Source organism: Novosphingobium sp. BL-S-34 (genome assembly GCF_056857015.1).
This window is the reverse complement of sequence record NZ_CM166473.1, coordinates 2,023,293-2,050,000: the sequence shown is the minus strand read 5'-3', so window position 1 is coordinate 2,050,000 and position 26,708 is coordinate 2,023,293. Positions and strand designations below refer to the sequence as shown.

25 protein-coding genes (1 of these 25 only partly in view) are annotated in these 26,708 nt (G+C 67.6%); 2 read left to right on the top strand and 23 right to left on the bottom strand.

Features of this window, described 5'->3' with window-relative positions; translation table 11 throughout:
- Window positions 1-180, bottom strand: partial view of an Lrp/AsnC family transcriptional regulator gene (locus AC1VV3_RS22675; protein WP_132267842.1) — the 5' portion only. Its footprint begins 282 nt before the window's first position; 180 of the gene's 462 nt are visible here — the first part of the coding sequence; its start codon is at window positions 178-180; the stop codon falls past the left edge of the window.
- A gap of 136 nt (window positions 181-316) precedes the next feature.
- Here AC1VV3_RS22675 and AC1VV3_RS22670 point away from each other — a divergent pair, with 136 nt between their 5' ends.
- Window positions 317-1,369, top strand: coding sequence for a Leu/Phe/Val dehydrogenase (locus AC1VV3_RS22670; protein WP_132267840.1), 1,053 nt, complete (start codon window positions 317-319; stop codon window positions 1,367-1,369).
- A gap of 91 nt (window positions 1,370-1,460) precedes the next feature.
- Here AC1VV3_RS22670 and AC1VV3_RS22665 read toward each other — a convergent pair whose 3' ends face one another.
- The 16 genes from AC1VV3_RS22665 to cpaB all read right to left on the bottom strand — a co-directional run bounded on the left by AC1VV3_RS22665 (window position 1,461) and on the right by cpaB (window position 18,657).
- Window positions 1,461-2,381, bottom strand: coding sequence for a diguanylate cyclase (locus tag AC1VV3_RS22665; protein ID WP_132267839.1), 921 nt, complete (start codon window positions 2,379-2,381; stop codon window positions 1,461-1,463).
- A complete protein-coding gene (locus AC1VV3_RS22660) occupies window positions 2,378-5,350 on the bottom strand; it encodes a hybrid sensor histidine kinase/response regulator (RefSeq protein WP_482962581.1) in 2,973 nt (990 codons plus the stop codon). Before AC1VV3_RS22660 ends, AC1VV3_RS22665 begins: the two co-directional genes overlap by 4 nt.
- On the bottom strand, window positions 5,347-5,652 hold the full coding sequence (locus AC1VV3_RS22655) for a hypothetical protein (RefSeq protein ID WP_132267835.1): 306 nt from the start codon (window positions 5,650-5,652) through the stop codon (window positions 5,347-5,349). Before AC1VV3_RS22655 ends, AC1VV3_RS22660 begins: the two co-directional genes overlap by 4 nt.
- 232 nt (window positions 5,653-5,884) lie before the next feature.
- The gene (locus tag AC1VV3_RS22650; RefSeq protein ID WP_482962580.1) at window positions 5,885-7,099 is read right to left on the bottom strand and encodes a GGDEF domain-containing protein; all 1,215 of its coding nucleotides are present in this window, start codon (window positions 7,097-7,099) and stop codon (window positions 5,885-5,887) included.
- A gap of 228 nt (window positions 7,100-7,327) precedes the next feature.
- Window positions 7,328-8,305, bottom strand: coding sequence for a response regulator (locus AC1VV3_RS22645; RefSeq protein ID WP_442045454.1), 978 nt, complete (start codon window positions 8,303-8,305; stop codon window positions 7,328-7,330).
- A gap of 80 nt (window positions 8,306-8,385) precedes the next feature.
- Window positions 8,386-8,847 carry a hypothetical protein gene (locus AC1VV3_RS22640; protein ID WP_314469182.1) on the bottom strand — a complete coding sequence of 154 codons (462 nt, stop codon included), beginning with the start codon at window positions 8,845-8,847 and terminating at the stop codon, window positions 8,386-8,388.
- A complete protein-coding gene (locus tag AC1VV3_RS22635; RefSeq protein ID WP_482962579.1) occupies window positions 8,848-9,282 on the bottom strand; it encodes a TadE family protein in 435 nt (144 codons plus the stop codon).
- Between the two features lie 4 nt (window positions 9,283-9,286).
- The gene (locus tag AC1VV3_RS22630) at window positions 9,287-9,466 is read right to left on the bottom strand and encodes a Flp family type IVb pilin (protein ID WP_482962578.1); all 180 of its coding nucleotides are present in this window, start codon (window positions 9,464-9,466) and stop codon (window positions 9,287-9,289) included.
- Between the two features lie 76 nt (window positions 9,467-9,542).
- Window positions 9,543-11,384, bottom strand: a complete 1,842-nt coding sequence (locus AC1VV3_RS22625; protein ID WP_482962577.1) for a pilus assembly protein TadG-related protein — start codon at window positions 11,382-11,384, stop codon at window positions 9,543-9,545.
- 2 nt (window positions 11,385-11,386) lie between these two features.
- Window positions 11,387-12,157, bottom strand: coding sequence for a tetratricopeptide repeat protein (locus AC1VV3_RS22620; RefSeq protein WP_482962576.1), 771 nt, complete (start codon window positions 12,155-12,157; stop codon window positions 11,387-11,389).
- Window positions 12,157-13,032, bottom strand: coding sequence for a type II secretion system F family protein (locus AC1VV3_RS22615; RefSeq protein ID WP_134093692.1), 876 nt, complete (start codon window positions 13,030-13,032; stop codon window positions 12,157-12,159). The genes AC1VV3_RS22620 and AC1VV3_RS22615 overlap by 1 nt, the downstream gene beginning before the upstream one ends.
- Window positions 13,033-13,049: 17 nt before the next feature.
- A complete protein-coding gene (locus AC1VV3_RS22610) occupies window positions 13,050-13,952 on the bottom strand; it encodes a type II secretion system F family protein (RefSeq protein ID WP_482962575.1) in 903 nt (300 codons plus the stop codon).
- On the bottom strand, window positions 13,946-15,331 hold the full coding sequence (locus AC1VV3_RS22605) for a TadA family conjugal transfer-associated ATPase (RefSeq protein ID WP_482962574.1): 1,386 nt from the start codon (window positions 15,329-15,331) through the stop codon (window positions 13,946-13,948). Before AC1VV3_RS22605 ends, AC1VV3_RS22610 begins: the two co-directional genes overlap by 7 nt.
- Window positions 15,328-16,491 (bottom strand): CpaE/TadZ family protein, encoded by a 1,164-nt coding sequence (locus tag AC1VV3_RS22600; protein ID WP_482962573.1) that lies wholly within the window; start codon window positions 16,489-16,491, stop codon window positions 15,328-15,330. Before AC1VV3_RS22600 ends, AC1VV3_RS22605 begins: the two co-directional genes overlap by 4 nt.
- A 1-nt stretch (window position 16,492) precedes the next feature.
- Entirely contained in the window at window positions 16,493-17,704 is a 1,212-nt protein-coding gene (locus AC1VV3_RS22595; RefSeq protein WP_482962572.1) for a type II and III secretion system protein family protein, read from the bottom strand.
- A complete protein-coding gene (gene cpaB / locus AC1VV3_RS22590) occupies window positions 17,701-18,657 on the bottom strand; it encodes a Flp pilus assembly protein CpaB (RefSeq protein ID WP_482962571.1) in 957 nt (318 codons plus the stop codon). The genes AC1VV3_RS22595 and cpaB overlap by 4 nt, the downstream gene beginning before the upstream one ends.
- Before the next feature lie 657 nt (window positions 18,658-19,314).
- On the opposite strand from cpaB, the gene AC1VV3_RS22585 reads away from it, so the two are divergent.
- Window positions 19,315-20,625: a histidine kinase gene (locus AC1VV3_RS22585; protein WP_482962570.1), complete on the top strand. Its 1,311-nt coding sequence runs from the start codon at window positions 19,315-19,317 to the stop codon at window positions 20,623-20,625.
- Here AC1VV3_RS22585 and AC1VV3_RS22580 read toward each other — a convergent pair.
- The 6 genes from AC1VV3_RS22580 to AC1VV3_RS22555 all read right to left on the bottom strand — a co-directional run bounded on the left by AC1VV3_RS22580 (window position 20,605) and on the right by AC1VV3_RS22555 (window position 26,284).
- Window positions 20,605-21,711 carry a sensor histidine kinase gene (locus AC1VV3_RS22580; RefSeq protein WP_482962569.1) on the bottom strand — a complete coding sequence of 369 codons (1,107 nt, stop codon included), beginning with the start codon at window positions 21,709-21,711 and terminating at the stop codon, window positions 20,605-20,607. The genes AC1VV3_RS22585 and AC1VV3_RS22580 overlap by 21 nt on opposite strands.
- Window positions 21,708-22,100, bottom strand: coding sequence for a response regulator (locus AC1VV3_RS22575; protein WP_132267811.1), 393 nt, complete (start codon window positions 22,098-22,100; stop codon window positions 21,708-21,710). The genes AC1VV3_RS22580 and AC1VV3_RS22575 overlap by 4 nt, the downstream gene beginning before the upstream one ends.
- A 167-nt stretch (window positions 22,101-22,267) precedes the next feature.
- Window positions 22,268-22,957 carry a helix-turn-helix domain-containing protein gene (locus AC1VV3_RS22570; protein WP_165921469.1) on the bottom strand — a complete coding sequence of 230 codons (690 nt, stop codon included), beginning with the start codon at window positions 22,955-22,957 and terminating at the stop codon, window positions 22,268-22,270.
- 50 nt (window positions 22,958-23,007) lie between these two features.
- Complete coding sequence (locus tag AC1VV3_RS22565; RefSeq protein ID WP_482962568.1) at window positions 23,008-23,244, bottom strand: hypothetical protein; 237 nt, start codon at window positions 23,242-23,244, stop codon at window positions 23,008-23,010.
- Between the two features lie 40 nt (window positions 23,245-23,284).
- Window positions 23,285-24,655, bottom strand: coding sequence for an EAL domain-containing protein (locus AC1VV3_RS22560; protein ID WP_482962567.1), 1,371 nt, complete (start codon window positions 24,653-24,655; stop codon window positions 23,285-23,287).
- A gap of 123 nt (window positions 24,656-24,778) precedes the next feature.
- Window positions 24,779-26,284 carry a hypothetical protein gene (locus tag AC1VV3_RS22555; protein WP_482962566.1) on the bottom strand — a complete coding sequence of 502 codons (1,506 nt, stop codon included), beginning with the start codon at window positions 26,282-26,284 and terminating at the stop codon, window positions 24,779-24,781.
- Window positions 26,285-26,708 lie beyond the last annotated feature (424 nt).

Sequence of the window (26,708 nt, the reverse complement as noted above, 5' to 3'; positions counted from 1 at the left end):
CTTGCGATCTACCAGGGCGACCCGGCGCTTGATGAAGCCTTCGCGTTCCAGCCGGTCGATGCGGCGCCAGCACGGGGAGGATGACAAGCCAACCCGTTCCGCGATCTGGGCCGTGGTCTGACTCGCGTCGCGCTGGAGTTCGCGGAGAATCTTCCGCTCGTAGGGATCAAGATCGGTCATTTCTTCCTCATATCAGCATTTATGAGGTCAGTCTTGCTCTCAATCAGCCCGATCGGCCCGGAATGAGGAGAGAATGCCCTCGGCGGAACTGTCATAAGGCAGGCGGCAATCACGCCATCCTGACTGGAGTTCGAAAATGGTCGCCCGCGCCAGCCGCATGACGCCGCCGATGGAATATGTCCGTCTCTACGACGAAGCAGCCGGTCTCGACGGGGTGATCGCCATTCACTCGACCGCACGCGGCCCGGCCGCCGGCGGATGCCGCTTCTGGACCTACCCCGACGAAAGCGCCGCCATGGCCGATGCCGTGCGTCTGGCCGAAGGGATGAGCTACAAGAACGCCATGGCCGAACTGCCCTTCGGCGGCGGCAAGGCCGTATTGCGCCGCCCGGCCGGCGATTTCGATCGCGCCGCTCTGTTCGAGGCTTTCGGCCAGGCCGTCGCGCGGCTTGAAGGTCGTTACGTGACGGCCGAGGACGTGGGCACTTCCGTGGCCGACATGGAAGCGGTCGCGCGTTATACCGACCATGTCGCGGGCCGCACCGCCCTGCCCGGCCGCGCCGGCGGCGATCCTTCGCCCTGGACGGCGCTGGGCGTGTTCGAGGCGATGCGCGCGGCCGTCGCGCTTCGGTCCGGCAGCGGGCTTTCGAGCATGACCGTCTCGGTGCTGGGCGTCGGCAACGTCGGCGCGCACTTGTGCGATCTGCTGGCCGAGGCCGGTGCCGAACTGATCGTGGCCGACATCGACCCCGCGCGCTGCGCACGCATGGCGGAACGCCATGGCGCCCGCGTGGTCCCCATTCACGAGATCGCCGGGGTTGCGGCCGACGTCTTCGCCCCTTGCGCGCTCGGCGGCGCGCTCGATGAGGCCACGGTGGACGCGCTCAAGGCCCAGCTGGTCTGCGGCGCGGCCAACAACCAGCTTGCCAGCGAGGACATGGCCGCGCGCCTGCTCGAACGCGGCGTGACTTACGTGCCCGACTATGTCGCCAATGCCGGCGGGATCATCAACGTGGCCGCCGAATACTTGCGCGAGAGCGCGGACGAAGTGCGCGAGCGCGTTCTTCAGATCGGTCCGCGCGTCGCCGCAGTTTTGGACGAAGCCGCAAGGCAGGGCCTCGCCCCTTCGACCGTGGCCGATCGCACCGCGGAACGCCTGATGCAGGAACGCGTCGCCGAACCGGCCTGACAGCTTCCGGAAAATCCGTCGTCCCGGGTCTGACCCGGGACGACGTTCTCCCTATACGCTATCGTTCGGCCCCCTTCAGCCCAAGCCCCCTTCAGCCCAGGCAGGGCACTTCGAATTCGGTGGCGACGATCCGGTCCCGCCCGCTCACCTTGCTGAGGTAGAGCTGCTTGTCGGCCTCGGCGATCCAGCGTTCGGGCGAAGTGTCGCCCGTGCAGCGCGCGCTGGCGACGCCGACGCTGACCGTGACGCAAGGGCTGACGTTCGACGTTTCATGCGGAATCTGCAGGGCATTGATCTGCCGCCGGATCTCCTCCGCCACCTGCATCGCCGTAACCGGATCGGCGCCCGGCAGGATGCAAACGAATTCTTCACCGCCATAGCGCGCCGTCACCGCCGTCATCCGCCGCAAGGCGCGGTTGAGCGAAGCGGCGATCATGACGATGCAGCGATCCCCCGCGACATGGCCATACGTGTCGTTGAACTGCTTGAAGAAATCGATGTCCAGCATGATGACCGAGAGCCAGTCCCCGGTCCGGCACAACCGCACCCACTCGCCTTCCAGCGTCCGTTCCAGCTGGCGGCGGTTGCTGAGGCCGGTGAGCGCGTCGGTTACCGCCAGTTCGGCCAGCTTGTCGCGCAGGCGCTTCAGCTCGACATGGTTGCTTACCCGTGCGCGCAGGACGGCGGGCTGGATCGGCTTGGCCACATAGTCGATCGCGCCCAGCGACAGCCCGCGCATCTCGTCCTCGGCATCGCCGAGGCCGGTCATGAAGATCACCGGCACGTCCGCCATGACGGGATCCGTCTTGAGCTGGCGGCAGACCTCGAAACCGTCGAGGCCCGGCAGCATCACGTCGAGCAGGATCAGGTCGGGATCGACCGACCGCGCCGTCTCGATCGCTTCTTCGCCGGTGGTGGCGAAGCAGACGTCGTAGTCGTCTTCGAGCACGGCGTTCATGATCTCGATATTCGCCACATCGTCATCGACGACGAGAATGGTCGCTTTGGTCACGAAGGGATTCCTTGAGAGACGGGGCCTTCAGGGGCCGGGTTACCTTGCGGAGCGCCCGGCAATTCGTCCAGCAGAGCCAGGGCGGTGGCATAGTCCAGCCGCTGCAAAGCCTCGTGCAGGGGGTGAGCGGCGCGTTCGGCTTCAGTGAGGCCCATATCGCGCGCCAGCCGGTCGAAGGCGCCGCGTGCGCTCAGGCTGCGGCGCCGCAGCAGGGCGCGCAGATCCTCGCGCCCGTCGGCCAGGTTGCCGGTGCGCGCGGCACCGGGATCGACATCGGCGGTCGGTACGACGGGATTGATCGCGGGCGTTTCGGCCAGCGACCGCGCCGCGGCGACGGCCCTGGCCAGTTCCGGTTCGAGCGCCGCCAGCGCGGCAGTGGCCGGTGCCAGATCGTGGCGCGCCAGCCAGTGTTCGACATCAGCGGCACAGGCCTGAAGCTCGCGCAGTTCCAGCGATCCCGCCACGCCTTTGAGGCTATGGGCCACGCGCCGGGCATCGGCAACTTGCCCCGCCGCGATCCGCTGCCGGATGTCCTGCGCGGCATCGGCGTAAGTTCCCGCGAAACTGACGATCAGCTTGCGGAGCAGAGACGCCTTGCCGTTCACGCGCTTCAGCGCCTCGGCAATGCCGAAGGGGCCGAGCCGGTCGGGCAGGTCGGTCATGGCCGCGCACGCTTTCGCGGTTGCCGCCGCGTCCGTTCCCACCGGCTTCTCCGCCACCGCGCTCGCTGCAGGCGCGATGCCTTCGCGCGCGGGCTTCAGCCAGCGATTGAGCGTGCGGATCAGCTGAGCCGGATCGACCGGCTTGGCGACATGGTCGTTCATGCCCACGTCCAGGCAGCGTTGCCGCTCGGCATCGAAAGCATGGGCCGTGATGGCGATGACCGGCAGTTCCTCTGCGGGCCAGGTGCGGCGGATGACCGCCGTGGCCTCGATCCCGTCCATTTCCGGCATCTGCACGTCCATGAGCACCCCGGCATAGGCCCTGCCGTTCTGGGCCACCTTGTCGCAGGCGACCCGCCCGTTCTCGGCGCAGTCCACGACAAGACCGGCATGAGTCAGCAGTTCGGTCGCGATTTCGCGGTTGATTTCGTTATCCTCGACCAGCAGCACCCGCAGGCCGCGCAGGCGGGGATCGACTTTGCCTTCCACTTCGGCGCCCAGCGTCTCGACCGGGGGCGGCGCCAGGCTGGGACTGCCCCGGCGCCGATGCGGCGCGGCCCGGCCCGGGCCATGCTCGATGGCGGCTTCGGCAAAGAGCGAGGTGATGGTCTCCAGCAGGGCATGGGGCTCGATCGGCTTGGTCAGGAAGGCGGAGACCCCCGCCTCGCCCGCTTCGGCGGCCATTTCGTCCACGGAATACGCCGTGACGATCAGCGTCACCGGAGACGGCGCGCCGTGCTGCATGCGGCGAAGCTCGCGCACGGCTTCCATGCCGTCCATGCCGGGCATCTTCCAGTCGAGCAGGACGAGGTCGTAGGCCTGGTCGCGCTCGGCCGCGCTGCCGAAGGCGGAAACGGCTTCCTCGCCCGAAGCGACGAGGTCCACGCCCATGTCCCAGCCTTCGAAGATCTCCTCCACCAGATGCCGCGCCGCCGCATTGTCATCGGCTGCGAGCACCCGCAGCCCGCGGATATGCGGCGCGGGAACGGCACCTTCGCCCAGCGCCTTGCGCGCGGCGAAGCGCATGCGGCAGGTGAAAGTGCTGCCCTGCCCGGGAGCGCTGTCCACGCGGATGTCGCCGCCCATCTGCTCCACGATCTGGCGGCAGATGGCCAGGCCCAGCCCGGTGCCGCCGAAGCGGCGGGTGGTGGAGTTGTCCCCTTGCGAGAAGGAGCGGAACAGGCTGGCCTGCTGCTCCGCGCTCATGCCGATGCCGTGGTCGCGCACGGAAAGCGTCACTTCCAGCGCCTGGTCCCCGGCCGAGAGCAAGTCGAGGCCGATGGTCACCGCGCCCCGGTCGGAGAACTTGACCGCATTGCTCAGAAGGTTGAGCACGACTTGCGAGAAGCGGAGTTCGTCTCCCACCACGCTGACGGGCAGGCGGTGATCGATCTGCGGCACGATCTGCACGCCCTTCGCCGCCGCCTCCACCGAGAGCAGTTGCACTTGCCCGGCAATCGCGGCGCGAAGGTCGAAAGGCCGTGCTTCCAGAGTGAGCTTGCCGGCCTCGTTCTTCGAATAGTCCAGAATGTCGTTGATCAGCCGCAGCAAGGATGCACCGGCACTGCTGATCCGCTCGACATAACCGCGCTGGCGCTCGTCCAGTTCGGTGCGCGATACCAGGTGGCAGAAGCCCAGGATCGCGTTCATCGGCGTGCGGATCTCGTGGCTCATATTGGCCAGGAACATCGACTTGGCGCGGGTCGCCTCTTCGGCCTCGCGCGTGCGTTCCTCCAGCGCGGCGTTCTTGGCGACGATTTCCTCGCTCATGCGCGCGCTGCGATCGAAACTGGCGTGGAGCATGTTGTTCAGCCAGACCAGCACGCCGGTCTGGAAAGCGACGATCGTGGCATGGAGCGCCACCCGCTCCAGGTTGCCCGCGCCCGGGAACACCGCATAGGGCAGGAGATAGAGCAATACGACGTGATGCGCGGCGATGGCGGCCGCGGCCACCAGGATCGCTTCCCGGTCCAGCCAGGCGATCGTCAGCGCCAGCATCGCGAAGAAGTACATGTGCATGTCCATCTGCCACGGGTGCCCGCGCAGCAGGAACAGCAGCATGGCCGGCTCCGCCATGAGCGCCACGGCCGAGAGATAGCGCGTGGCCGGCGCCGTGCCGAACCGCCGCCAGGTGACATGATAGGCCGCGGCGACGATCGCTGCCGCGATCCCGGCCCGCAGCGCCGACCAGCTCCCCGAAGTGCTCAGCGTCTGGGCGGCAGCAGCCTGGATGAGGACATGGCCCCAGAGCAGCGGGACCAGGATATGGCCGAACTGGTTGCGCAGCCTGTCGACAGCGGCGTTCACAGCACGGGCTCCAGGCTGGAATCGGTGCATCCGGCCGCGAGCGGCGCAGGCGCCACCAGCCAGGCGCCGGCCGCGCGGGCCCTGGCGGCAAAGGCAGGATCGGCCGAAGCGGCGAAGACCACGTTGGCGAAGTTTCCGGTGCGGACCAGCGTGCCGTCCATGCCGCGAACCAGTGCCACGGTCCGTCCCTGCGACCAGCCGGGCGGCGTTATCACCACGAACTTGTCGTCAGTGGCGTCGCTCCAGATCGAGGCCACGAGCAAGGCCAGAAGCCCCGCGCCCAGCAGAGAGAGGGCGGGCAACAGATCGCGGACTCGAAAAGCCTCGCCTTCCAACTTGAACGGCCGCGCCGTGTCATGGACATCCTGACTTCGCACTTCAACGTAGCTCGATCGCAAGTTTGTCCCCCCCGGGTCAAAGCGATAGCTTAAGCGCATCAGGTATTGTTTTCGTAAATGTTTCTCAAGTCGCCTTTGCCTATTCGCGATCAACCGAATGCTGCATTCGATTGTCGCACTCAAAGGAAACGATACTTTACCGTGTAGGAACGATTTCTCGGGGCCGGGGCGCGTCGACCGGAAGCGTCACAAGGGGGATGGCACTGCGAAAGGCGCGGTCGCGCGGCGCCGGGGGCGCAACCGATTCGGCGCCGACCTCGCGGTGGCTGGGCCGGTTTCGGCCCTGACGTTTGGCATCGTAGAGCGCGCGGTCCGCCACCCCGAACAGCGTCTCAAGGTCGATCGCGCCGGCCGACTGGGTCGCGCAGCCGATGCTGAGCGTACCGCCGTTCCCGCGTCCACCGCCGACGCTGGCAAAGCCACGGCAGAGCGCCTTGGCCAAGCTCTGCGCCGCAAAGGAATCGGTGCGGGGCAGCAGGATGGCGAATTCATCGCCGCCCAGTCGCGCCCAGATCGCGTGCCCCGGCAGGGTGGAATTGAGGAACACGCCCAAGGCCACCAGCAGGCGGTCGCCTTCGGGGTGGCCGTAACCATCGTTGATCGACTTGAAGTGATCGATATCCAGCAGGAGCAGCGCTGCCGGAGCGCCCTCCTCCTCCAGTGCCGCGCGGGCGCGCACGTCGAACCCGCGGCGGTTGAGCAGGCCGGTCAGCGGGTCGTGCTCGGCCAGGCGGACGATGCTGCGCTCGCGCCGACGCCGCAGCGCGCCGACGATCGACAGCGCCAGCGCCACTTCCATCATGATCCCCTCGAACAGCGAGACCGAGATCATCAGGCCGGTGTAGTGGAAGAGGTTGACGAAAGCGCCGGGGACGAAGGCCGTCAGCGTCTTGAACAAGTAGAAGCCGCCGTGGGCCAGGAATGCGAACGCCAGAAGCGCGGAATCGGGATTGCGGTGCTGGCGCAGGCCGCCCAGCATGTGCCCCGATTTCAGCGAGAGCACAGCCACCAGCAAGGCGTTCATCATCGACAGCACTTGCGTGCGCGAGGCATCGTCTGGGATCGCCAGCATCAGCCCCCAGACCGGCAGCGTCAGGCACCAGCCCGGCGACACCCGGCGGCCGAGAAACGCGGCCGTGCCGTAGAGAAATGCCAGATGCGCCGTCACCAGCAGGCCGTTGGCCAGCCAGACCCCGGCGATGAAGAAGCCCGCCTCGCGCAGGGGGGTGATCGCGCAGCCCAGGACGATCGCGGCGAATCCGGCGCTCCAGTAAGCCAGCGACCGTTCGCGCAGCAGGTGCCATTCGAACAGCAGGAACGCCGAAGCCACGAAGGCCACGGCATTCGTCATGAACAGCATTGTGCGCGGATCTATGGTCATGGGAACTTCGCGTCGGGAAGGATGGCGCTTGGTTAACGGTTGTTTGTAAACAAACCGTTCCACCGGCCGCATGAATCGTTTGCGGTGGTCGCTCCCCGGGTTCCGGTTCCGAAGATCTGGTTTTTCTCGACTTGCGCGGAGCGGCCGTGTGCAGCCGCTCCTTTCAACCTCCGATGCGAGCTTTCGATCCTCAGGCCGTCACTTCACGCCCGATTTTGCGCGCTGGCGCAATTGCTCGGTCAGGTACTCCAGCAAGGGGCCTTCGAACTTCGGGTTGATGATCAGGAAGTGCCGGCGCCGGTCGTGTTCGTCGGGCAGGCGGCAAAGCACGCTTTCGCCGACCAGCCGGCGCACCAGCCGCAGCGCCGTGCTCATCGGCGCGCCGGAGGCGATGCAGGCGCTGGAAACGGAAACGCGCCGCCCCTCGATCTTGGCGAGCAGCAGGTCGAGCAGCATTTCCCAGGCCGGATCGCCGAACAATTCTCCGCCGCCGATCTCGCGGCGCTTCATTTCCTTGCGCAGGAGTTCGCGGATGAAGTCGGTAAGCTGTCCGGCCTCGGGGATTGCCGGGATTTCGGAAAGCGGAACCCTGACGACAGGCTCCGGCTCGCGCACCAGGTCTCCCGCGCGGATCTGCGGCTGCGCGCCGGGATCGTCCATCAGCATCGCCAGCCGCTGCAGTTCGGTGCTGAGGCTGGACATCTTGCCGAGGAGCGATTCACGCGCGTCGGGCGTCTGGCGCAGGCCCTTGATGCGCTGCAGGGCCTGGCGCAAGTCCGACTGGTTGATCGGCTTTTCCAGGAAATCCACCGCCGATGCCCGCATGGCGTCGATGGCGACATCCTTGCTGGCATAGCCCGTGGCCATGATGAACTGAAGGCGCAGGCCCCGCGCCTCGGCATTCTGGCCCAGGGCGTGGATCAGCGCGATGCCGTCCTGCCCGGGCATGTTGTAGTCGACGATGGCGATCGAGATCTCGTTGCTCTCGAACAGGGCCATGGCCTCTTCCGCGCTCGTGGCGACGATCGGGTCATAGCCCATGAGCCGCAGGCTGAAGGCGCATTCGCTGCCGAAATCCTCATCGTCGTCGACGATGAGAACCGGCTCGGGCCGCATCGTTTCATCGCCGACGGCATCCTCGTCCGCCGCCCCGTGGGGCTGGGCCGGGTTGAGCATGGCTCCTAGGCGGGACCGCCAGCTGGGATTCATTACGTTCATCGGCACATCCAACCTCGCCTGAGCGGAGGTTGCCCCTTTCAGATTGACGGCAGAACCTGCTGAAGGCCCACGCAGAAGATGGCGACAGCCACGATCGCCCCCGAGTCGGGACGGCGCGCGGCGGTGCGGAATTGCTGAGCGCTTGCCAGTACGAGCAGCGTCATGGCTGTGATCGCGATCATGGTCAGTGCGCCGACCAGACCGAGCCAGGTAGCCCCGGCGGCAAGAAGCTTGATCTGGCTGCCCGTGAGCACCCTCAGCCCCATGCCCGCACGCAGGGCGGCGACGCTGCCGGCCACCAGCAGCAGGCACCCGGCGCCCGCCGCCATCGCCCAGGCAAGCGCGGGCGCGCCGCCTTTCAGCGCAGCGAAGCTGAGGCCGCCGATAGCGATAACAACATAGAGAAGATCAGGTGGCCTTCGCCCCTCCCAAGGCAAAATCACCGCCGGGAGAAGCAAGATTATCAGCAAGGCCAGATTGAAATAACTCAGACCAGCCATTCAATATCCCCCATTTGTCACGACGACGCTTGCTTCTACGTTCGACGATGGCAAGGGAACGAAGTTCCCGTATTTCATTATTGGACTGCCGCTCATGTCATAGCTGACTTTGACCTTGAACGCACCCACTCCATCCGATGAAGCGGTTATTACAGCGGACGTGCCGCTGCCGAGAATGCGGCCATAACCATCGACAACCTGCTTCGCCCGCTTCTGCGCCAGATCGACGCGCTCGCTGGTGGAAAGCCCGGCAACGGCAGCCCGCGCCCCTTCGGCCGCAGCCTGCCGCACGCCGATCAGCGCGCTGAAGTAGATCGAGTAGATGATGATCCCGAAGACCAGGGCCAGCAGCGCCGGAGCGAGAAACACAAACTCCAGCGCCGCCATTCCGCGGTTGCATTTCAACAGATTTGAACTGTTGATTGCGTTACGCATCAGATCAAGGCGTCGCAGCCGAAGGAATCAGCTTTTCAAATGCGCCTTTGAGATTTGCACCGAAGGTTCCACTAACACCTCCAATTGCAGCCACAACAATCGCTCCCAACACAGCATATTCTACTGCCGTAAGACCACGTTCGTCGCCAAGAAGACGACCGAAAAACTTACGAATGGTAATCATGGCTCAATACTCCCCAATTCCTCCGATTAAATTTCCGCAACCGGTTGGAGGACTCCGGTGGCAGTCTTCATGAAAACTAAATCAAAACAGGCACTCCGCACCGCGCACCGGTAGTCCAGACGGTCGCGCTGCCAAGTTGGACGCCAAGTGCCGCCAGCACGTTGGTCAGAAGCGGGTCGATCACGTTCCCGGCCAGATCAGTTACCGGCCCGATGACAGCCGGCAGCACGGTGCCGGTCACCGTAGCCAGACCCGTCGCTTCAAGAATGTCGCAGGCAATCAGGCACGTACCCAGGAGCTTGACGTTGACGTCCAATCCATTCGAGCCGAGCAAACTCTTCGTCAGACTGCTCACAGTCTGGCCGAGCTGAACCGAATTGCCGATGGTCTGGCCGGATGTCGGAACGGATGGACTGCCGGCGCCCGGCCCGAACGTCAGGGTCGCATCATTTGGTCCTGCGCCAGTGACGGGCTGTACCACCGCGCGTCCCTTCACTTCGGCGGACACGAGGCTGCCCAGCAGATTCACGCTGACGATGCTGGCCTGGCGAATGTCGCTCGCACCGATCACCGGCAACGATTTGGCCATCGGGTCGAAGGCAGTGTCGCCGATATAGGCGTTGACGGTGCCTGACCGCACATGGACGGCAACGCGCGTGTCGCGTGCCTGTTCGGATGAATTGGAGCAGTCGATTGCGCTGACTTCGGCCTGGGCTGCGCCAACGTCCACGATCACAGGCAAGTGCACATTGACCGAAGCCACCGCGAGATTGATGGGCAAGTCGATCAGGATGCCGATCCGCAAGGCAGACGTACCGGCCTTGGCTTCTCCAGCCGGTCCGAAGGCAAACCGGGGACGATCGCCCGCTCCGCTCGAAACCAGGCCGATCTTGACTGTGCTGACTGGCACCAGCAGCCCTACGGCCTTGGAAAGGTCGATGGCGGTCGGCCCCGACTGGACCGCATAAGTGATGAGTGCATAGGCGTTCATCCCGGCTCGCAGCGCCGGTTGGTCGTCGGCCTCGCCCACTGGCATGTTTTTCCAGACGCCAAGACTGTACATGCCGTTAAAGGGCACGATGTAGCCGTTGCTGACCTGCCGCGCGAATACGCGCAAGGCCGCGGCGGCCTCGGGCGTGGCGGCGGCATCCGCTGCGGCTTCGGCAATGTCCTTCAGTCCGTGCGATCTGTTCACCAGCTCGCCATAAGTTCCCGTGAAGCCTTCTTTCCTGGCCAGGCTGTCGAAGAACAGACCGGCATCGACGTTGCCTTGCATGAGCCCCCGAACGTCGGTCCGGCCCAGGGAGATGGGAATGCCCAGCAGCGAGCCGAGGAGATTGTTGACGACGCCCACCAGCGGCACCGTCACCGGGTCAAGCACGGGCGAAACCACTTTTGTCAGAACATCGGACGTCACACTCACTCCCGCCTCATCGATGCGGGCGGCGGAGGCGGTGGCGGTGAGGTCGGGGATCGGGCCGGCTTCGCCCAGGACGCCGGTGAGGAAGCGGCGGCTTGCCTTGCTCGTGACCACGCGGACCGCGTTGGCGAGACCGTTGCCGGGGCAGCGCGCCATCGTCGGGTCGAAGCGCTGGTCGGTGGCCTGGCCGATGTCGGCGCAGTAGCGGCCGATCTGGACCGACTTGAGAACGGCGGGATCATAACCGTTGCGGGTCAGGTAGTCGCGCGCGCGGGCTTCGGCCCGGTAGGGGTCCATGGCGGCCGCCAGCGCCGCCGCCTCGGTGGCCGCGCGCAAGTCGCGGTTGCCCTGGTAGTAGAGGCCGACATCCAGAGCCAGCCCCGCCGCGCCCAGCAGCGAGACGCCCAGCACCGCCACCATCGGCCCGATCACGCCGCCCTCGTCGCCTTTCAGTTCGCGCAGGGGCCGCAGTCTGGGGAAGGGGCGGAGGCGGGCCACGGTCAGTTCTCCCGCGCTGCGATGGCCGGCGCTGCGACCGGGGTCGCCGGGATTGCGGAGGGTGAAGCCGAGGTAAGCAGAAGCGCGGCCTGTTCCGCGATCTGCGCGCGCAGCGTGGAGCGGGCGGCGGCATCGCGGACGGTGGCGAGCAGCGCCTCGGCTTCGGCCCGGCGCCCGGCGACGGTCAGCGCCAGCGCGAGATTGTTGCGCACCACTTCGTTGCCCGGCGCCAGGTCCCGCGCGGCCTTGAGCGCTTCCACCGCCTGCCCCGCCTCTCCGCCGCGCAGAAGCGCGTAGCCGAGGGCGTTGCTCGCCAGCGGATCGGCCGGGCTGACGCGCAGCGCGGTGCGATATTGCTCCGCCGCCGCCGGCCAGCGTCCTTGCGCGGCCAGGACATGGCCGCGCACGGCCTCGGCCTCGGCGCTGTGATCCGAGGCGGCGATCTGCGCCAGGGCGGCCTGCGCCTGGTCGTTCTGGCCGAGGTCGAGCAGGCAATTGATCCGCAGGATGCGCGATTCCCGGTCACCGGGATATTGCCGGTCGAAATCATCGAGGAATGCGAGCGCGGCGCGCTGGCGGCCGTCCTTGCGGGCCTGCTGGATCAGCACGAGGTAGAGCTGGCGGGTCGAGCCGGACGCTTCCGCGCCAAGGGCTTCTGCTGCGAAGGCGCGGCCCGCCAGCGGGGGGGAAAGCAGGGCGGGAACGGGCGACAGGACCGCAGCGGCGAGCGCAAGCGCGGCCGGGGCCACGGGAAAGAGGCGGCGACGGATCATCACTTGACGCTCCCCAAAGTGTCGAGAATGGCGGCTACCGGCGGGCCTGCTAGAACGATGAACAGCGCCGGCATGAAGAACACGAGCATCAGGATCACCATGCGCACGGTGATCGTGCCGATCGCCTCGCGGGCGCGAGCGACGCGGCGCTGGGAGAACTCGCGGATGAATTCGCGCAGCGCCGGGACCAGCTCCATGCCCTGGAACAGGGACTGCCGGAACACCGTGGCCAGTTCGCGCGCGCCGGTCACGGCCACGCGGGCGGCCCAGCGGTCGAACGCGAGCTGGTAGTCCTGCCCCCGGTCCAGATCCTCGACCAGCATGGCCACCAGCCGCGCGTGATGCGGCACGGCGACGCGCTCTTCGCGGGCGATGGCGCGGAAGCACTGGTCCAGCGAGACGCCGCTCTCCAGCATCATCAGCATGAGATCGAGCAGGAAGGGAAACTCGGCGGTGAGAATACGCTCGCGCGACGCCGCACGCATGCGCAGGGCGTACTTGGCGCCGATGTACGTCAGGCCGGACAAGGCCAGCGTGGGGAACAGCGGGCGCAGCGGATTGCCGCTGGTGGCCAGGCAGGCGAGCATCGAGGCGAGCGCGACGGCGGCCGTCGCGGCCAGGCGCAGCCAGGCGAAGGCCTCCAGCGCGCCGGGCTCGAAATAGCCGGCCTTGCGCAGCTTCTGCTCCACTTCCTCGCGGTCCCGCCCGCGCACCACGAACACGCGGGGCAGCGGGAAGCGGGCAGCGGTGGAGGCGCCGCCGGCGCGGCCGGACTGCCCGTCTATGCGCTGGCGCAGGCGGGCGTCGGCATCGAGCATCCGCACGCCGAAAACCACCAGCACGAGGCTGCCCGCCGCCAGGGCGAAGAGGAGCATGGGGCCGAGCGCCGGCATCAGAACTCAAGCCTCAGCATGCGGCGGATGATGAGGATGCCCGCCACTTCGAGGCCGATCGCCAGGAAGGAAAGCGACCGTCCGCGCGAATCCGAGATGAAGAAGTCGAGATAGGCCGGGTTCATCAGCACGAGGCCGATCATGGCCAGGAGCGGCATGGCGATCAGCACGCGCGAGCTGACTTTTGCCTCCGACGTGGCGGCGACAAGTTCGCGGCGGATGCGGAGGCGCTCGCGCAGGATGTGCGCCAGGTTGGTGAAGACCGCGCCGATCGAGCCGCCGTAGCGCAAGTTGGTGCGAATGGCGGCGGCGATCATCGACACTTCGAGAACCTGGATGCGGTCGGCCAGCTGCTGCATCGTCTCGGCCACGGGCGCGCCCATTTCCAGCCGCCGCGCGGCCGTGTCGAAGAAGGAGCGCACCACCGGAGAGGCATCCGCCAGCGCGCGGGCCAGCGCCTGCGAGAGCGAGTTGCCCACCGCCTGGAGCTGGCGCACGCCGTCGAGATAGAGCGGCAGGGCCTCGGTCAGGGCGTCCACCCGCTTGCGGGCGCGGCCGCGCAGCCAGGACAGCGCCGCCATCGGCAGCCCGAGCAGCACCCCCAGCGCGAAAGCCGGGCCGGCCAGCACCAGCACCAGGAAGACCAGGCCCAGGCCGACCAGCGCCAGCAGCCGCACGGTCTGCACCGTGATCTCCAGCTGGGCCTGCGCCAGCAGCGGCGCGATGCGTTCCGGCACCGAAATCGCCACCGAGGAGCGCACCGGCGCGGAGCCGGGCGTGGTCAGCCCGGCCAGGCGCCGGTCGATGGCCGCCAGGCTGCGCGCCCGCTCGCCCAGGAGGGCGAAGAGCACGCCGCCCAGGATCAGCAGGGCCAGGATCAGATAGGCGGCGCCCTTCACCATGCGGTCGAGGCTCCCCGGCCGCTGGCAAGGCCCGAACCCGTGGAGCCTTGCGCCAGCCCGGGCATCGGATAGTCCTTGAGCCGCGCCGCATGATAAGGCCGCGGCGAGAGCGTCTGGAACGTGCCCTCCCCCGACATCGGCGGCTGTTCCTCGAAGCGGAAAAGCTCGTTCAGGGTGAAGGCGTCGCCTTCGGTTCCGGTCACTTCGCTGATCGAGGTGACGCGGCGCATGCCGCTGGCCAGGCGCTGGATGTTGACGATCACATGGATGCTGTTGGCCACGAAACGCCGCACCGCGCGCACGTCGTTCTGCTGCCCCGCGAAGCCGAGCAGCATTTCCAGCCGCGACAGCGCATCGCGCGGGGAATTGCCGTGAAGCGTCGCCATCGACCCGTCGTGGCCGGTGGACATGGCCTGGAGCATCTCCACCGCCTCCACGCCGCGCACTTCGCCCAGGATGATCCGGTCCGGCCGCATGCGCAGGGCGTTGCGCACGAGATCCCGCGCGCTCACCTCACGGCTGCCGTCCACGCTGGGCGGGCGGGTTTCCAGCCGCACGACGTGGTCCTGGCAGAGTTGCAGCTCGGCCGCGTCCTCGATGGTGACGAGGCGTTCGTGGTTGCTGATGCAGCCGGACAGCACGTTGAGCAGGGTGGACTTGCCCGCCCCGGTGCCGCCGCAGATCAGGACGTTGAGCCGCGAGCGCACGGCAGCGGCGAGATAAGTCGCCATCGGGCCGCTCATCACGCCGCCAGCGACGCAGTCGTCCAGGGTCAGGGCCTGAAGGCGGAACTTGCGGATCGAGACCAGCGGGCCGTCGAGCGCGATCGGCGGGATGACGATGTTGACGCGCGATCCGTCCGCGAGACGGGCGTCGCAGAAGGGCGCCGCCTCGTCCACGCGGCGGCCGATGGGGCCGACGATGCGCTGGATGATGTTCATGAGATGGGCATCGTCGCGGAAGCGCGTTTCCACGCGCTGCAGCAGGCCGCCGCGCTCGGCGTAGATGGCGTGAGCGCCGTTGACGATGATGTCGTCTATCGAACCGTCGCGCAGCAAAGGCGCCAGCGGGCCGAGGCCGACCACTTCGTCCTCCACGTCCTCGATCAGCAGGAGGCGCTCGGCACTGTTGAGGGCAAGCTGGCCGCGGCGGCTGCGGCTGTTGATGACTTGTTCGATCTCGTGGCGGAGCGTGCGCTGGTCCAGCGATTCCGCGGTGATTCCCTGGGTCTCCAGCTGTTCTATGACCTGCTGGCAGGTGATCGCCTTGACCGCCTGGTAGCTGTCGCTCATGCGCTGGGCCGAAGGCTGCGCCACCGCGGACTTGCGGCGACCCGCGGCCAGGCCCTCCTGCAGTTCCTCGGTGGTCAGGAGGCTCATGCGCTGCGCTCCACGGAGCGCAGGATGGCCCGGCGCATGCGGTCGATGCTGCCGCCGGACTTCGCCGGAGCGGCGATGTTGCAGGCGCGGCGCACGGCCTGGCCATAAGCGCCGCTCTCCCGGTCGTAGATCAGCGGGCGGCCGGCATTGAGGGCATTGGCGGTGCGCACGCGGTCCGTCGGCACGCCCATCACGGCCTCCACGCCCAGCACGTCGGCCATGCGCCGGCCGTCGAGCAGGATGCGCGGATCGTAGTCCCAGACCAGCAGGCGCATGCGATTGCCGCTGGCGGTGTCGAGCGCGATCTTGTCGAGCAGGCGGCGGCAGGCTTCGAGTTCGCGGATCGACTGGCTGCAGACGATCTCGATGGCCTGCGCCTGGGAGGCCAGTTCGCGCAGCAGGCCGCCATGGCGCAGGCTGCCTGCCGAAACCACCACTTGCGCGAAGTTGGCGCGCAGCAGCTGGATCAGGCCGACCACGTCGTTGGGGCCGACACCGGCCGGCTCCGCGCCGGTGCCGCCGTCGAACGTCAGCAGGGACAGGCCGCTGGCCTCGTGCCGCGCCAGGGCGTCCGAAAGCAGGCTGGTGTCCATGCGGTCGAGATCGGCGACGGCAGAGGCCACGCCGTAGTCCACCTTGAGGTCGAGATAGGCCTCGGCCGTGCTGGTGGGCAAAGTGAAGTCCACCAGCAGCGTCGGCATCTGGGCCAGGCTGCAGGCCAGCGCCATGTCGGTCGCCAGCATCGGCAGCGCCTCGCGGTCGTTGCCGAGCACGATGGTCAGGCGGCCCAGCCGGCCCTGCGTGGTGAGCGCGGTGTTCATCACCCGCGTCAGGATTTCGGATATTTCCGCGCCCGCCGCCGCGCGCGGCAGCACGTCCGCCGCGCCGGCGCGGATCGCCTGCAGCACTTGCCCGGCATACATGTCCTCGGTGGCGACCACCACCGCCCGGCCCGGCGCCATCTGCGCCACTTCGCCGATCGAGGACGAGAGCGAGCGCTCCGCCGGAACCGAGGCATGGTCGATCACGACGATGCCGGGGCCATCGAGATCGCTGTGCTCCAGCGATTGCACCATTTCGACGGCGACATGCTCGCCCATGGCGTCCGTCACGCGTTGGGCCAGCGTGCGGTCTACGGAAAGGAGGTGGATCTTGGGCATGTCAGGGCCTCACGACGCCGAAGGTTTTCACGGACTGCTCGACGCCGTCGTTGCCGACGATCATCTGGCCGAGGCTGGGATCGGGATTGCCGGGCGCCGAGGGCAGCGCCACCGGCGCAGTGCCGGGCTCGACCAGTCGCGGCGTCGCCACGATGATCAGCTCCTGCCGTTCCTTCTGGGTCTGCTGGCGCTTGAAGAAGGCGCCCAGCACCGGCAGGTCGCCCAGGAACGGCACTTTGTCCTTGGTGATCGCGCTGTTGGTATAGTTGAGCCCGGCGATCACGAAGCTTTGGCCGCTGCCCAGTTCTACGGTGGTTTCCGCGGAGCGGCGGCGGATGCCGGGCACCACGTAGCCCTGAAGCTGCACGCCGTTGCTATAGTCCAGTTCGCTCACTTCGGGCGCCAGTTTCAGCACGATGTGGTCGGAGGACAGGACATAAGGCGTCACTGTCAGGCGCACGCCGAATTCCTTGTACTCGATCGACAGGGTATTGCCGTTGCCGCCGCTGTTCTGCGGCACCGGCACCGGGAATTCACCGCCGGCCAGGAAGCTGGCCTGCTCGCCGGAACGCACCAGCAGGGTTGGCTGCGCCAGGAGCTGGGACAGTCCGTTGGACGAGAGCGCGCTCAGCACGGCGCCGATCCCGTGGTTGCGGGCCGAGAGGAAGAGGTTGAAGGCGCTCTGGATCGGCACCGAAGCGTCGATCGACAACCCGGTCCGGTCGTTGCTGTAGCTGTTGACCCCACTGGGCGAGATCACGGCGCCCTGAAGGTCTCCGGCCAGCTTGGCGAAGCTGAAGCCCAGCGCCTTGAGCGTGGAGCTGGAGACGGCCGCGAACTGCACGTCCACCGCCACGACTTTCTCACCGGGGCGGTATCCCGCGGCCTGGCCGGTAAAGCCCGCGCCGCCGATGCGGACGTTGCGTTCGCCCATGACGGTGCCGTCCTGCGCGAAGACGGTCAGCACGGCATCGCCCACCGCCAGCGCCTTGAGGCGGATCGACTGCGCGGTCGGGGCCGAGACGCCGATCACGTTCTCGCGGCTCACTTCCACCCGGCCGATCGCCTTGGGGAAGGACAGGGTGCGCTGGTCGTCCACTTGCAGGAGTTCCTGCTGCTCCTCGCCCCGAGCCTGGGCATGGGCGGGAGCGGCCAGGGAGGCGCCGGCAAGGCCGGCTCCGGCCAGGACGCAGGAGGCGATCAGGGCTTTCACTGCGATGCACTCCCAGAATAGATGACCTGGCGATTGCCGCCGACGACGAGTTCGATGGCCTGCGCGCCGCCGGACTGGCTACCCGGCCTCGGCGCAGGGCGCGCTGCGGGCGTGGAGCGGGGCGCAGGGGCGGGGCGGGGGGCCGCATAAGCGGGCGCCGGCACCGGATAGGGCATGGCCGGGCGCGGCAGCGGCGTGGAGGCCACTTGCGAAACCGCCACTTCGACGCTGTCGCCCGGGTTGCGCAGCGAAAGCGTGAGCGCGCCCGTGCTCTTGGCCAGCGAGAGCTGCGAAACCTGCTCGGGCGAAAGGGCCAGCGTCACCGTGCGGGCGGGCGGCGGCTCGGCCGCGACCGTGCCCGTCACGCCAGTTGCAGGCTGGGTGCCGACCACCGCCTCGCCCACGGCCAGAACCGGAACCATCTGCAGCAGCGTGCGCGCGCGGCTGACGCCGCTGGCCCGCGCGCCGCTGAGGGCGTCTTCGCCGGGATAGACGACTTGCACGTCCACCCGGTCTCCCGGCCGGACCAGACCGGCCACGGCGATTTCCGCCGTCGTGTCGATGCTGATCGCGCGCATTCCCATCGGCACGCGGATCGCCAGCTTCGTTTCCTGTCCCACCGCCGTGCGGGGGATCAGCGCGTTGGCGCGAATGTCCTGCGTGGCCACTTTGCCGACGATCTCGGCCGGGGTCACGGCGGTGGGGAAGCGTGCGGGATCGGACCGGGCATTGCGGATCATGTCGGCGGTGATGGTTTCGCCCACCTTGATGTCGCGCGTGGTGGCGGCAAGCACGGTGTAGGAAGGCTCCGACTTGCCCAGCGGGATGCGGGCGGCGGCATCGGCCACCGGCCTGGCAGCCCGTCCCAGTTCGCGAACCCCCAGAAAGGCAAAGCAGCAGGCCGCAACCAGCCCGACGCCGATTGTCAGCTTCGCCTTCGAACCGAGCCGCATGCCCATTCCCCCTGGTCCCTTGCGTCTACGCAAATCGGATCGACTGCCCCGAAGATCCGAATTGGAGATTTTCAATCATTCGACGGCTGAAATCGCCGTCTTGCGTATGAATGATAGCGGCTCTCGAATATGATCCGAGATGGAGAAATAGCCGATACGACCGCAATCAGCGGGAGTCTTTCTCAAGCGTTAAAGCCCCGGAAAGTATACCTTTGCTCATTTCCTCCAAATCAGGCGTCAATCCTGATCTTTGGCCATTTAGGGGTATGCCAAGACTATCGCCAAACATGTTCGGATCGGTTCTTTCCGATCCACGCAAAAGCCGGTTATGCGTTAGCAGGGAAAGCATAAGGCAAGAGCAGAACAGAATGGATCGCCTGCTTTGCGCATTCTCGTCTGGCGCTTCTCTTCGGCTTCCGCCGACATTCGCGACGATTATCGCCGGATTAACATTCTGAAAGCGGCTTGCGGATCCGGCTGAACGGCGCTTTGTTAGTCTATTTACTTACGACCGCATAAAACCTTCTATCAGGTTTATTTCGCGGTTGCGAAAACCCGTCGGGCTGGCAATCATCGATCCGTCCGGACTCGCAGACGCAGGGCGTCCGATCCGGGCTCGGGGGCCAGACTGCAATGATATTGCCGAACAACAACGTCTTGGAATTTCCGCCGGCTGCTCCGGCGGGGACCAACTCTTCCGGGGCTGGGCCGTCGGGAGCACCGGGGGCCAACGACGATGGCCTGCCGGGGGGCAAGAGCGCCTCCCGCGGCGCAGGCTTCGCACCGCAACTGGCCATGCGGCTGCGCGCCTGGGAAGACGGCACGCGTTTCTATCCCGGCGCCATCGCGCTCTGCGCGCTTTGCCTCGGCCTCGTTTCCAGCCATGCCCCCGCCGCCGGCGTGATCGGTTCGGCCGCAGCGGGCGCTCTCTTCGTCCTGCACAAGACGATCAAGGCCGCGCTGGTCACCGCCGCCCTCAGCGCGGGCTTCTACCTCATTCCCGAAGCCCGGATCGCGCCCGCCTACTGGACCACCCTGGGCATGGTCGCCGCGGCCGGGTTCTTCCCGCGCAGCCTCGTCACCGTGCTGCTGCGCGCGCCGCGCTGGACCTGGGTGCTGGCACTGCTGGTCGCCATGGCCAGTTTCTGCGCCACGCTGATCGCCCCCGGCCTGCCGGCGACCGTTGCGGTCTTCACCGGATCGCTGAGCGCCGCGTTCCTGGGTGCCGGCCTCGCGCGGCACCTGGCCATGGTCGACGCCCGGCTGCTGGCCTGGGGCGAGGACGGCCTGGTGCCCGTCACCCGCGACCTGCTGCTCGGGCGCGTAACCGCGGGCATGCTGCACGACCTGGCGCAGCCGCTGAACGTGATCTCCATGGCCAACGGCAACATGCGCTATATCGTCGAGCAGCTCGACATCGGCGAAGAGAGCCGCAAGCAATTGCTGGACCGGGTCGCACGCATTTCAACGCATACCGAGGCCGCGGCCTTCATCCTCAGCCTGTTCCGGTGGTTCGGGCGCGATGGCGACAAGGAGCGCAGCGCGCTCAGCGTGCGTAGCGCGCTGGAGCGGGCCGTGGCCGCCACCAAGTCCAACGTGCGGCACCACGGCGTCTCGGTGGAACTGGACGGCAATGCGCTGGACCATCTCCTGCCCGAACATCACGGCGCGCTGGAGATGATGGCGGTGGCCGCGCTGCTCAGTGCCTTCGGCAGCTTCATCGGGCCGGGCAGCGAGAAGCGAAAGGGCAAAGTCCTGCTGCGCGCCGCCATGACGCCGGTTCACGTCGTGGTGACGGTGCAGTGCATCGACGAGAACGAGGCGCCTGCCCCCGGCTGCAAGCTGGACCATGCCACGCTCTGGCTGGTCGAACAGGTCGCGATCGAGGCGGGCGGGGACTTCCGCTCCATGCTGCGATCCAGTCAGCCCACGCGTTTCGTGATCCGCCTAGGCCGCGACGACATCTGAGGTTGCCGGCCTGCCCGACGCGGAAGGCAGGCAGATTTCCACCCGGGCGCCCACGCCCTGATTGGACACCAGCCGGATGCCGCCCTTGGCCTTTTCCATGATTTGACGGCAGATGTGCAGGCCCAGGCCGGTGCCGTCCTGCGCTTTGGTGGTGAAGAACGGTTCGAAGGCCAGCCGTTCGAGATCGGCGGAAAGGCCCGCGCCATTGTCGGTCACCACGCAGCGCATCTGGCCGGGCTTGCCTTCCAGGGCGATGGCGATCCGCCCCTCCCCGTCCCAGCCTGCCGCGCGGCGCGACTGGATGCTGTCGGCGGCGTTGCGCAAGACGTTGACGAAGACCTGCTCCAGCTCCACCCGCCCCAACGCGACACAGGCGGAAAGGCCCGTGGGTTCCAGCTCGACGGCGATCTCCGCCCGCTCGAACAACGCTTCCAGGAACTCCACCGCGCTGGCGGCCGCTTCCATCACGTCGGTATGGCGGGCGACGATCTTGTCGTCCGCGGCCTGACCCAGGGTGCGCTTGATGATGACCTGGGCGCGCAGGACCTGCTCGGCAATGCGCGAGGCGCTGGTCTGAAGGCGCGAGCGCGTGGTGTCCGGCCGGTCGAGCATGAGGCGCAGGCTCTCGTTTGCCATCGAGATCGTGAAGAGGGGCTGGCGCAGCTCATGGGCCAGGGTCAGCGCCCTTTCGCCCAGATCCGCCATGCGGGCGCGCTCGGCCATGGCCTCGTGCCCCATTTCCTCGTGGGACACGCGCGGCTCGGGCGCGTTCAAGAGCACCGCGCTGGCCCAATGCATGCCGCCCAGGTTGCCGCGCAGGATCACGGTCAAAGTGCTGCGCGGGCCGGTGCGAAGATCGGTCGTCACGTCCGAGCGGCCGCTCAGCGCGGCAAGGCGCAGGACATCCTCGGAATGGATCGCCAGAGCCTCGGGCTGCTCGCCCTCCCCGGCATTCTCGCGGCGGAACAGGATCGTCTTCGCGGCCGCATCCAGGCGCAAGTCGCTGACGACCCGCAGGCCGACATGCTCGCGCAAAGCCTCTATCAGGCCGCTCGCGGCGGCCGCATCATCGCCGGTCCCCGTCACGCACCGACACCGTTGGCCAGCATCTTGCGGATCGTGCCGATCAGCGCCTGCGGCTGCACCGGCTTGGTCAGGAACGTGTAATGCGACGTACCGGCCACCAGATCCTCGCGCATCTGGTCTCCGGTGATGAAGACATATTCGAATTCCCGCGCGCCCAGCTTCGGGTGCTTGCGGACGCGGGATACGATGTCGAGCCCCGATTCGCGGTCCAGCCGCAAGTCGCAGGCGACCACGCTGACGGCGGGATGGCGTTCCAGCATGTCCACGGCTTCGGTGAGATTGGCGGCACCGACGCCGGGAATGCCGTGAAGCGACATCAGGGTCAGCAACTCTTCGACGATGGCCGAAAAATCATCGAGAACAAGTACCCTGGCCTGGTCGTCCCGCATCCGATCCCGTTCCTCCGTGTGACGTCCGCCACCAGCAGCCACTGGTGGATCGCCACTGGACGTCGTTACTCGTATAAGCCCGGGACATTATCAATAAATGAAAGCGGGATGCACGAACTTTCACGTCAAGCCGTTCGAACGGCTTAAAAAAATGCCTGCAATCGAATTCAGAACTCGATTACGATTTTCACTTTCGCCGGTGCGACATTGAAGTGGGTCGCGATCTGATCGCGATATTGGGCCATGAGAAAGGCCAGGTTATCGGTGCGCGGCAGGCCGTCCAGTTCGTCGACCGTGGTGCCCAGCGCTTCGGCTATTCCCTTCAAGCGGGCATCCTGCGGACGGGCGCGGCCGTGCTCCCAGGCCCAGACCGTCGGCTTGCTGACGCCGATCCGCTCGGCCAGTTCGCCCTGGCTGAAGCCGTTCTGCTTGCGCAGCCGCCGCAGGCGCCGGGCCAGCGATTCCTGCGCATCGTCATCGGTATCGGACGCGGCATCGGCAGCGTCCTCCTCTTCCGCTTCCTCGGCCGCGAGCGGCGCCGCGCGCAGCCGGGCCGCGCCCAGCACCGCCGCGGAGATCGGCGTCTCGAAACGGCAGCCGTAGAAGCTCTCGCTGTGCCACATCACCCGGGCGCGCACGCGTTCGTGTTCCGACAGGTCGATCTCGATCACATCGTCGACCGTCAGCTCGACGTCGCTTTCGACCAGCAGGCCGCCCTGGGAGAGGTTGTGCACCACCACGTCCGCTTCCTGCCCATCGGCCCGTACCTGCGCATCGAGCAGGAGGCTGAAGCGCGGCAGGTTCGACCGCGCATCGCGCTCGAAACGGGCGGGCAGGCTCTGGTTGCCCCAGTTCATCGGGCCTCCTTCATCGGCATGCTCTCCTTGATCGGAATAGAGGGGCCGGGTCATGCGCAGCTGCGGATGCTGGAGTAGGCGGGACGGCCGCGCTGGATCGCCAGGGCCATGGCCTCGATCGGCGGGGCGCCGGCCGGCAGATCATCCAGCGTCTTCGCGTGCGAACCGCCCAGCGCATCGAGCGCGCCGGCCACGAGAGCACCGCTCACGCGCGCTTCGCATTCGTCGAGCATGTCCAGCGCGATGCGCAGGAGTTCGCGGGCGTGCTGGACTTTGTCGTTCGTCATCTCGGCTTCCTTTCCAGTCTTTTCGTTTGATTATGGGTGATCAGAAAACGGGGCTCTGCGCCGCGAGCGGCCAGGACAGCGGCCTGAAACGGGCAGGTTCGGGCGCGGCGGTTTCGAGTGCGGAAGGGGCGCTGACCGTTCGCGCCCGCGGGATCCGGTCCTGAGCCGCCCGATCCGGCGCCGACCACACCCGCCGTGTGCCGACGCGGCCGAGCCGCGCACCGGCAATCCATTCCACGCCCTCCTCCGCTGCCAGCCGGATCTGCGCCGGGGTTTCGGCCCCGGTGAGGATCACGGTGCGGCACAGCGTGCGCGCTTCCAGCGCCAGCCGGCCGACGCGCGCGCGGTTGCGCTCCGAAAGGAAGGCGGTACGCAGAAAGGCGCTGTCCAGCTTGACCTGGTCGGGCCGCAGCACGGCGAGTTGCCGCACCGAAGCATGGCCCGAACCGAATCCGTATAGCCCCAGGCCCACCCCCAGCTCGCGCAGGGTGTTGAGAAAAGTCAGCGTCCCCGGCCAGAACCGGCACGCAGCGGATTCGTGGAATTCGAGCACGAGCCGCTCCGCCAGCTCGGGCCGGCGCTCCAGCCGCGCCAGAACGTCGGTCCAGGCCGCATCCGCGCCGCCAAGGTCGAAGGAGAGGCTCTGCGGCGAGATCGCGATGGACAAATGCGCGTGCGGATCGGCTTCGAGGGCGTCCAGCACCCGGAGCACCAGACTGCGATCCAGCAGGTGAGCCATGCCCAACCGCTCCAGCGCCGCATAGGCAGCGGTGCAGTCGAACTGCTCGCCCCGCTCCCCGGCATAGCGCAGCAGCGCCTCGTGCTGGAACAGGCGGTCCGGATGGCGCGGATCGAAGATCGGCCGCCACGCGAAGAAAGTTTCGCCCCGCGCGATCTGGCCGAGCAGCCGCTCCGCCCGCGCCATGTCGTCACGGTAGCGGGCGAGCATCTGGGCACTGGCCTCGTTCGCCAGGTGAAGGCTGGCCGTATGGCCGGGCGCGGCCAGTCGCTCAAGCCGGGCGCAGGCCGCAGCAAGCGCGGCCGAGAGGTCTTCGCCCAGGACGCCGGGCACCGGGTCGCTATGGCCGATCGAGACCGAGAGCAGGATGCGGCCCGCGCCATGGACCAGGGGGTCCAGGCAAAGCTGCATGCCAAGCGCCTCGATCTGGGCGCAGACGAAGTCCGGTTCGAGCATCGCCGCATGGGCCAGCAGGGTCATCCGGTCCCGCTCGGCCTTGTGGACGCGGACCGGGTTGAGGTTCCGCTCGATCGCGCCGGCCAGATGCGCCATCGCGGCGCGGAGTCCGTCCTCGCCGTGGATCGCGGCAATGGCCTCGGCATTGTCGAGACGTGCGACAAGCAGGGTGTTGCAGCAGCGGTTGGGCGGGCTGATCCTGGCGAGGTCGATCATCGGTCGGGTCCAAGAGCTTCGAGAGGGAAAGGCGGCCGGGGGAAAAGGACCGCCGGGAGGGGGAGAGCGGTTGGGCCCAGCCGGCGCGGGTGGGGGAGATCCCGCGCCGGGGGCCGGATCGGGTCAGCTACCCGACGCGCCGCCAAGCAGGCCGCCGAGCAGCGCGCCGCCTGCCGATGCCCCACCGGAAGCGCTGCCCGAGGCGCCCCCCGTGAGGCCGCCACCAAGGCCGCCGGTCAGCCCGCCGACCAGCGAGGACACCGCGCCCGTCACCGGCGCCAGCACCGAACCTGCCGCGCCGCTGCCCGTCGATCCCGGCGCCAGGCCGCCGACGATGCCTTCGACAAGACCGGTCACCGGCGCCAGCGGCGAACCGCTTCCGCTTGCTCCGGCATTGCCGAGACTGCCGACCACGCCTTCGACAAGGCCGGTGACCGGCGCCAGCACCGATCCGGCGCCCGTGCCGGCGCCAAGGCCGCCCGTCACTTGCCCCAGCGTACCGCCGAGCGCGCCGTTCACCGTATCGAGGACAGGCGCGGTCACCGTGGCGACCGTGGCCGTAACCGGCGCGACGACCGGCGAGACACCGCCCGTCACCTGGTCCACCAGTCCGCCGACCTGCTCGCCCAGCAGGGCGCCGGCCAGGTTGCCGACCGGCGCCAGCCCGGCGGCCACGCCCTCGGTCGTCGTCGGCAGCGCCACGTCGACCACCTTGCCGTCGGAGAGCACATTGGCCGTCACCAGCTGGCCGGTGGTCAGGCCGGGATTTTCGGCCAGGACGTTCAGGCCCACCAGGGTATCGCCGTTGCTCGGCCCGGTGACGGGATTGTTGCCGAGGTCGACGCCGAGCAGCGGGCCGTCGAATGTCCGTGCCGGGCCGGAGCCATCGGCCCCCCCTGCACCAGCCAGGCTGCCGGTGACGCCGTCGACCAGCCCGCCGAGCTGCCCGGTGACGGGCGCTAGCACGCCGTTCTCACCGGCGATCGGCGCGAGCACGCCATTGACCGTGTCGAGTAGCGGCGAAGTGACGCTGCTCACCGCCGAAGTGACCGTGGCCACCGTTGGCGCGAGACCGTCGGTCACTTGCGTCACCGTGCCGCCCACCTGGTCGCCCAGCAAGGCGCCGGCCAGCGTGCCCACCGGGGCGAGCGCCTGCTTGGTATCGTCCGCGGTGGTGGGAAGCGTGACCTGCACCACTTTGCCGTCGCCGGTGAGGACATCGACGGTCACGCCGCTCGTGTCGGTGGTCGCCTTGTCCGGGTTCACGTTCACATTGACCAGGGTGCCCGATCCGCTCTGGCCGAGCAGATCGGTGCCGCCCACCGAGACACCGGCGGCCGGGCCGGTGAAGCTGGTGGTCGAGCCGCTGGGATCGGTCGGACCCGTGGGACCGGTCGGGCCGGTGGGACCGCTGGGGTCGGTCGGACCCGTAGGGCCCGTCGGGCCGGAAGGGGTGCTCGGGCCGGAAGGCGTGCTGGGACCGCTGGGCGTGCTGGGGCTGGTCGGCCCGGAAGGGGTGCCGGCCTGGAAGTCCATTCCGCTCGTGCAGGCCGCTACCAGCAGCAGCGGGATCGTGGCCGTGCCCAGGAGGGCGTGTCGCTTGAACGAGGGGTAATGACGGGTCGGCATGGGTCTTCTCCAACGTGATCTCAGCCGCGATCGGCCTGTTGAAGAGATGATAGGTCGGCCCCGCCGAAGCACCGCGCCCAGAAGCAGCCGCCTCGGACCTGACCGCATCCGTGCGGGCCGGGAGAACGGAAAGTCGTTCGGGAATAAGCCGGAAAATTCGCGGAAGAGGTCTGCGCAAACACGCAAAGCACCGGAAATTCACGCAAACCTGGGGAAAATCGGCGGCTTGGGAAGGGAGAGGGAGGAAACCGGGCCGCGGAAGTTACCCTATGGTTAAGCACTCAGTCCGGTTCATTTTCGTTACGTTTCGATAGCCCCCGATAGGCCTGATCACGGTTTGCAGCGGCGGCCGTAGCGGGGATCGAGCGACGGCTTGGGCGGCGGCTTGGGCGGCGGCTTGGGCGGCGGCTTGGGCGGCGGCTTG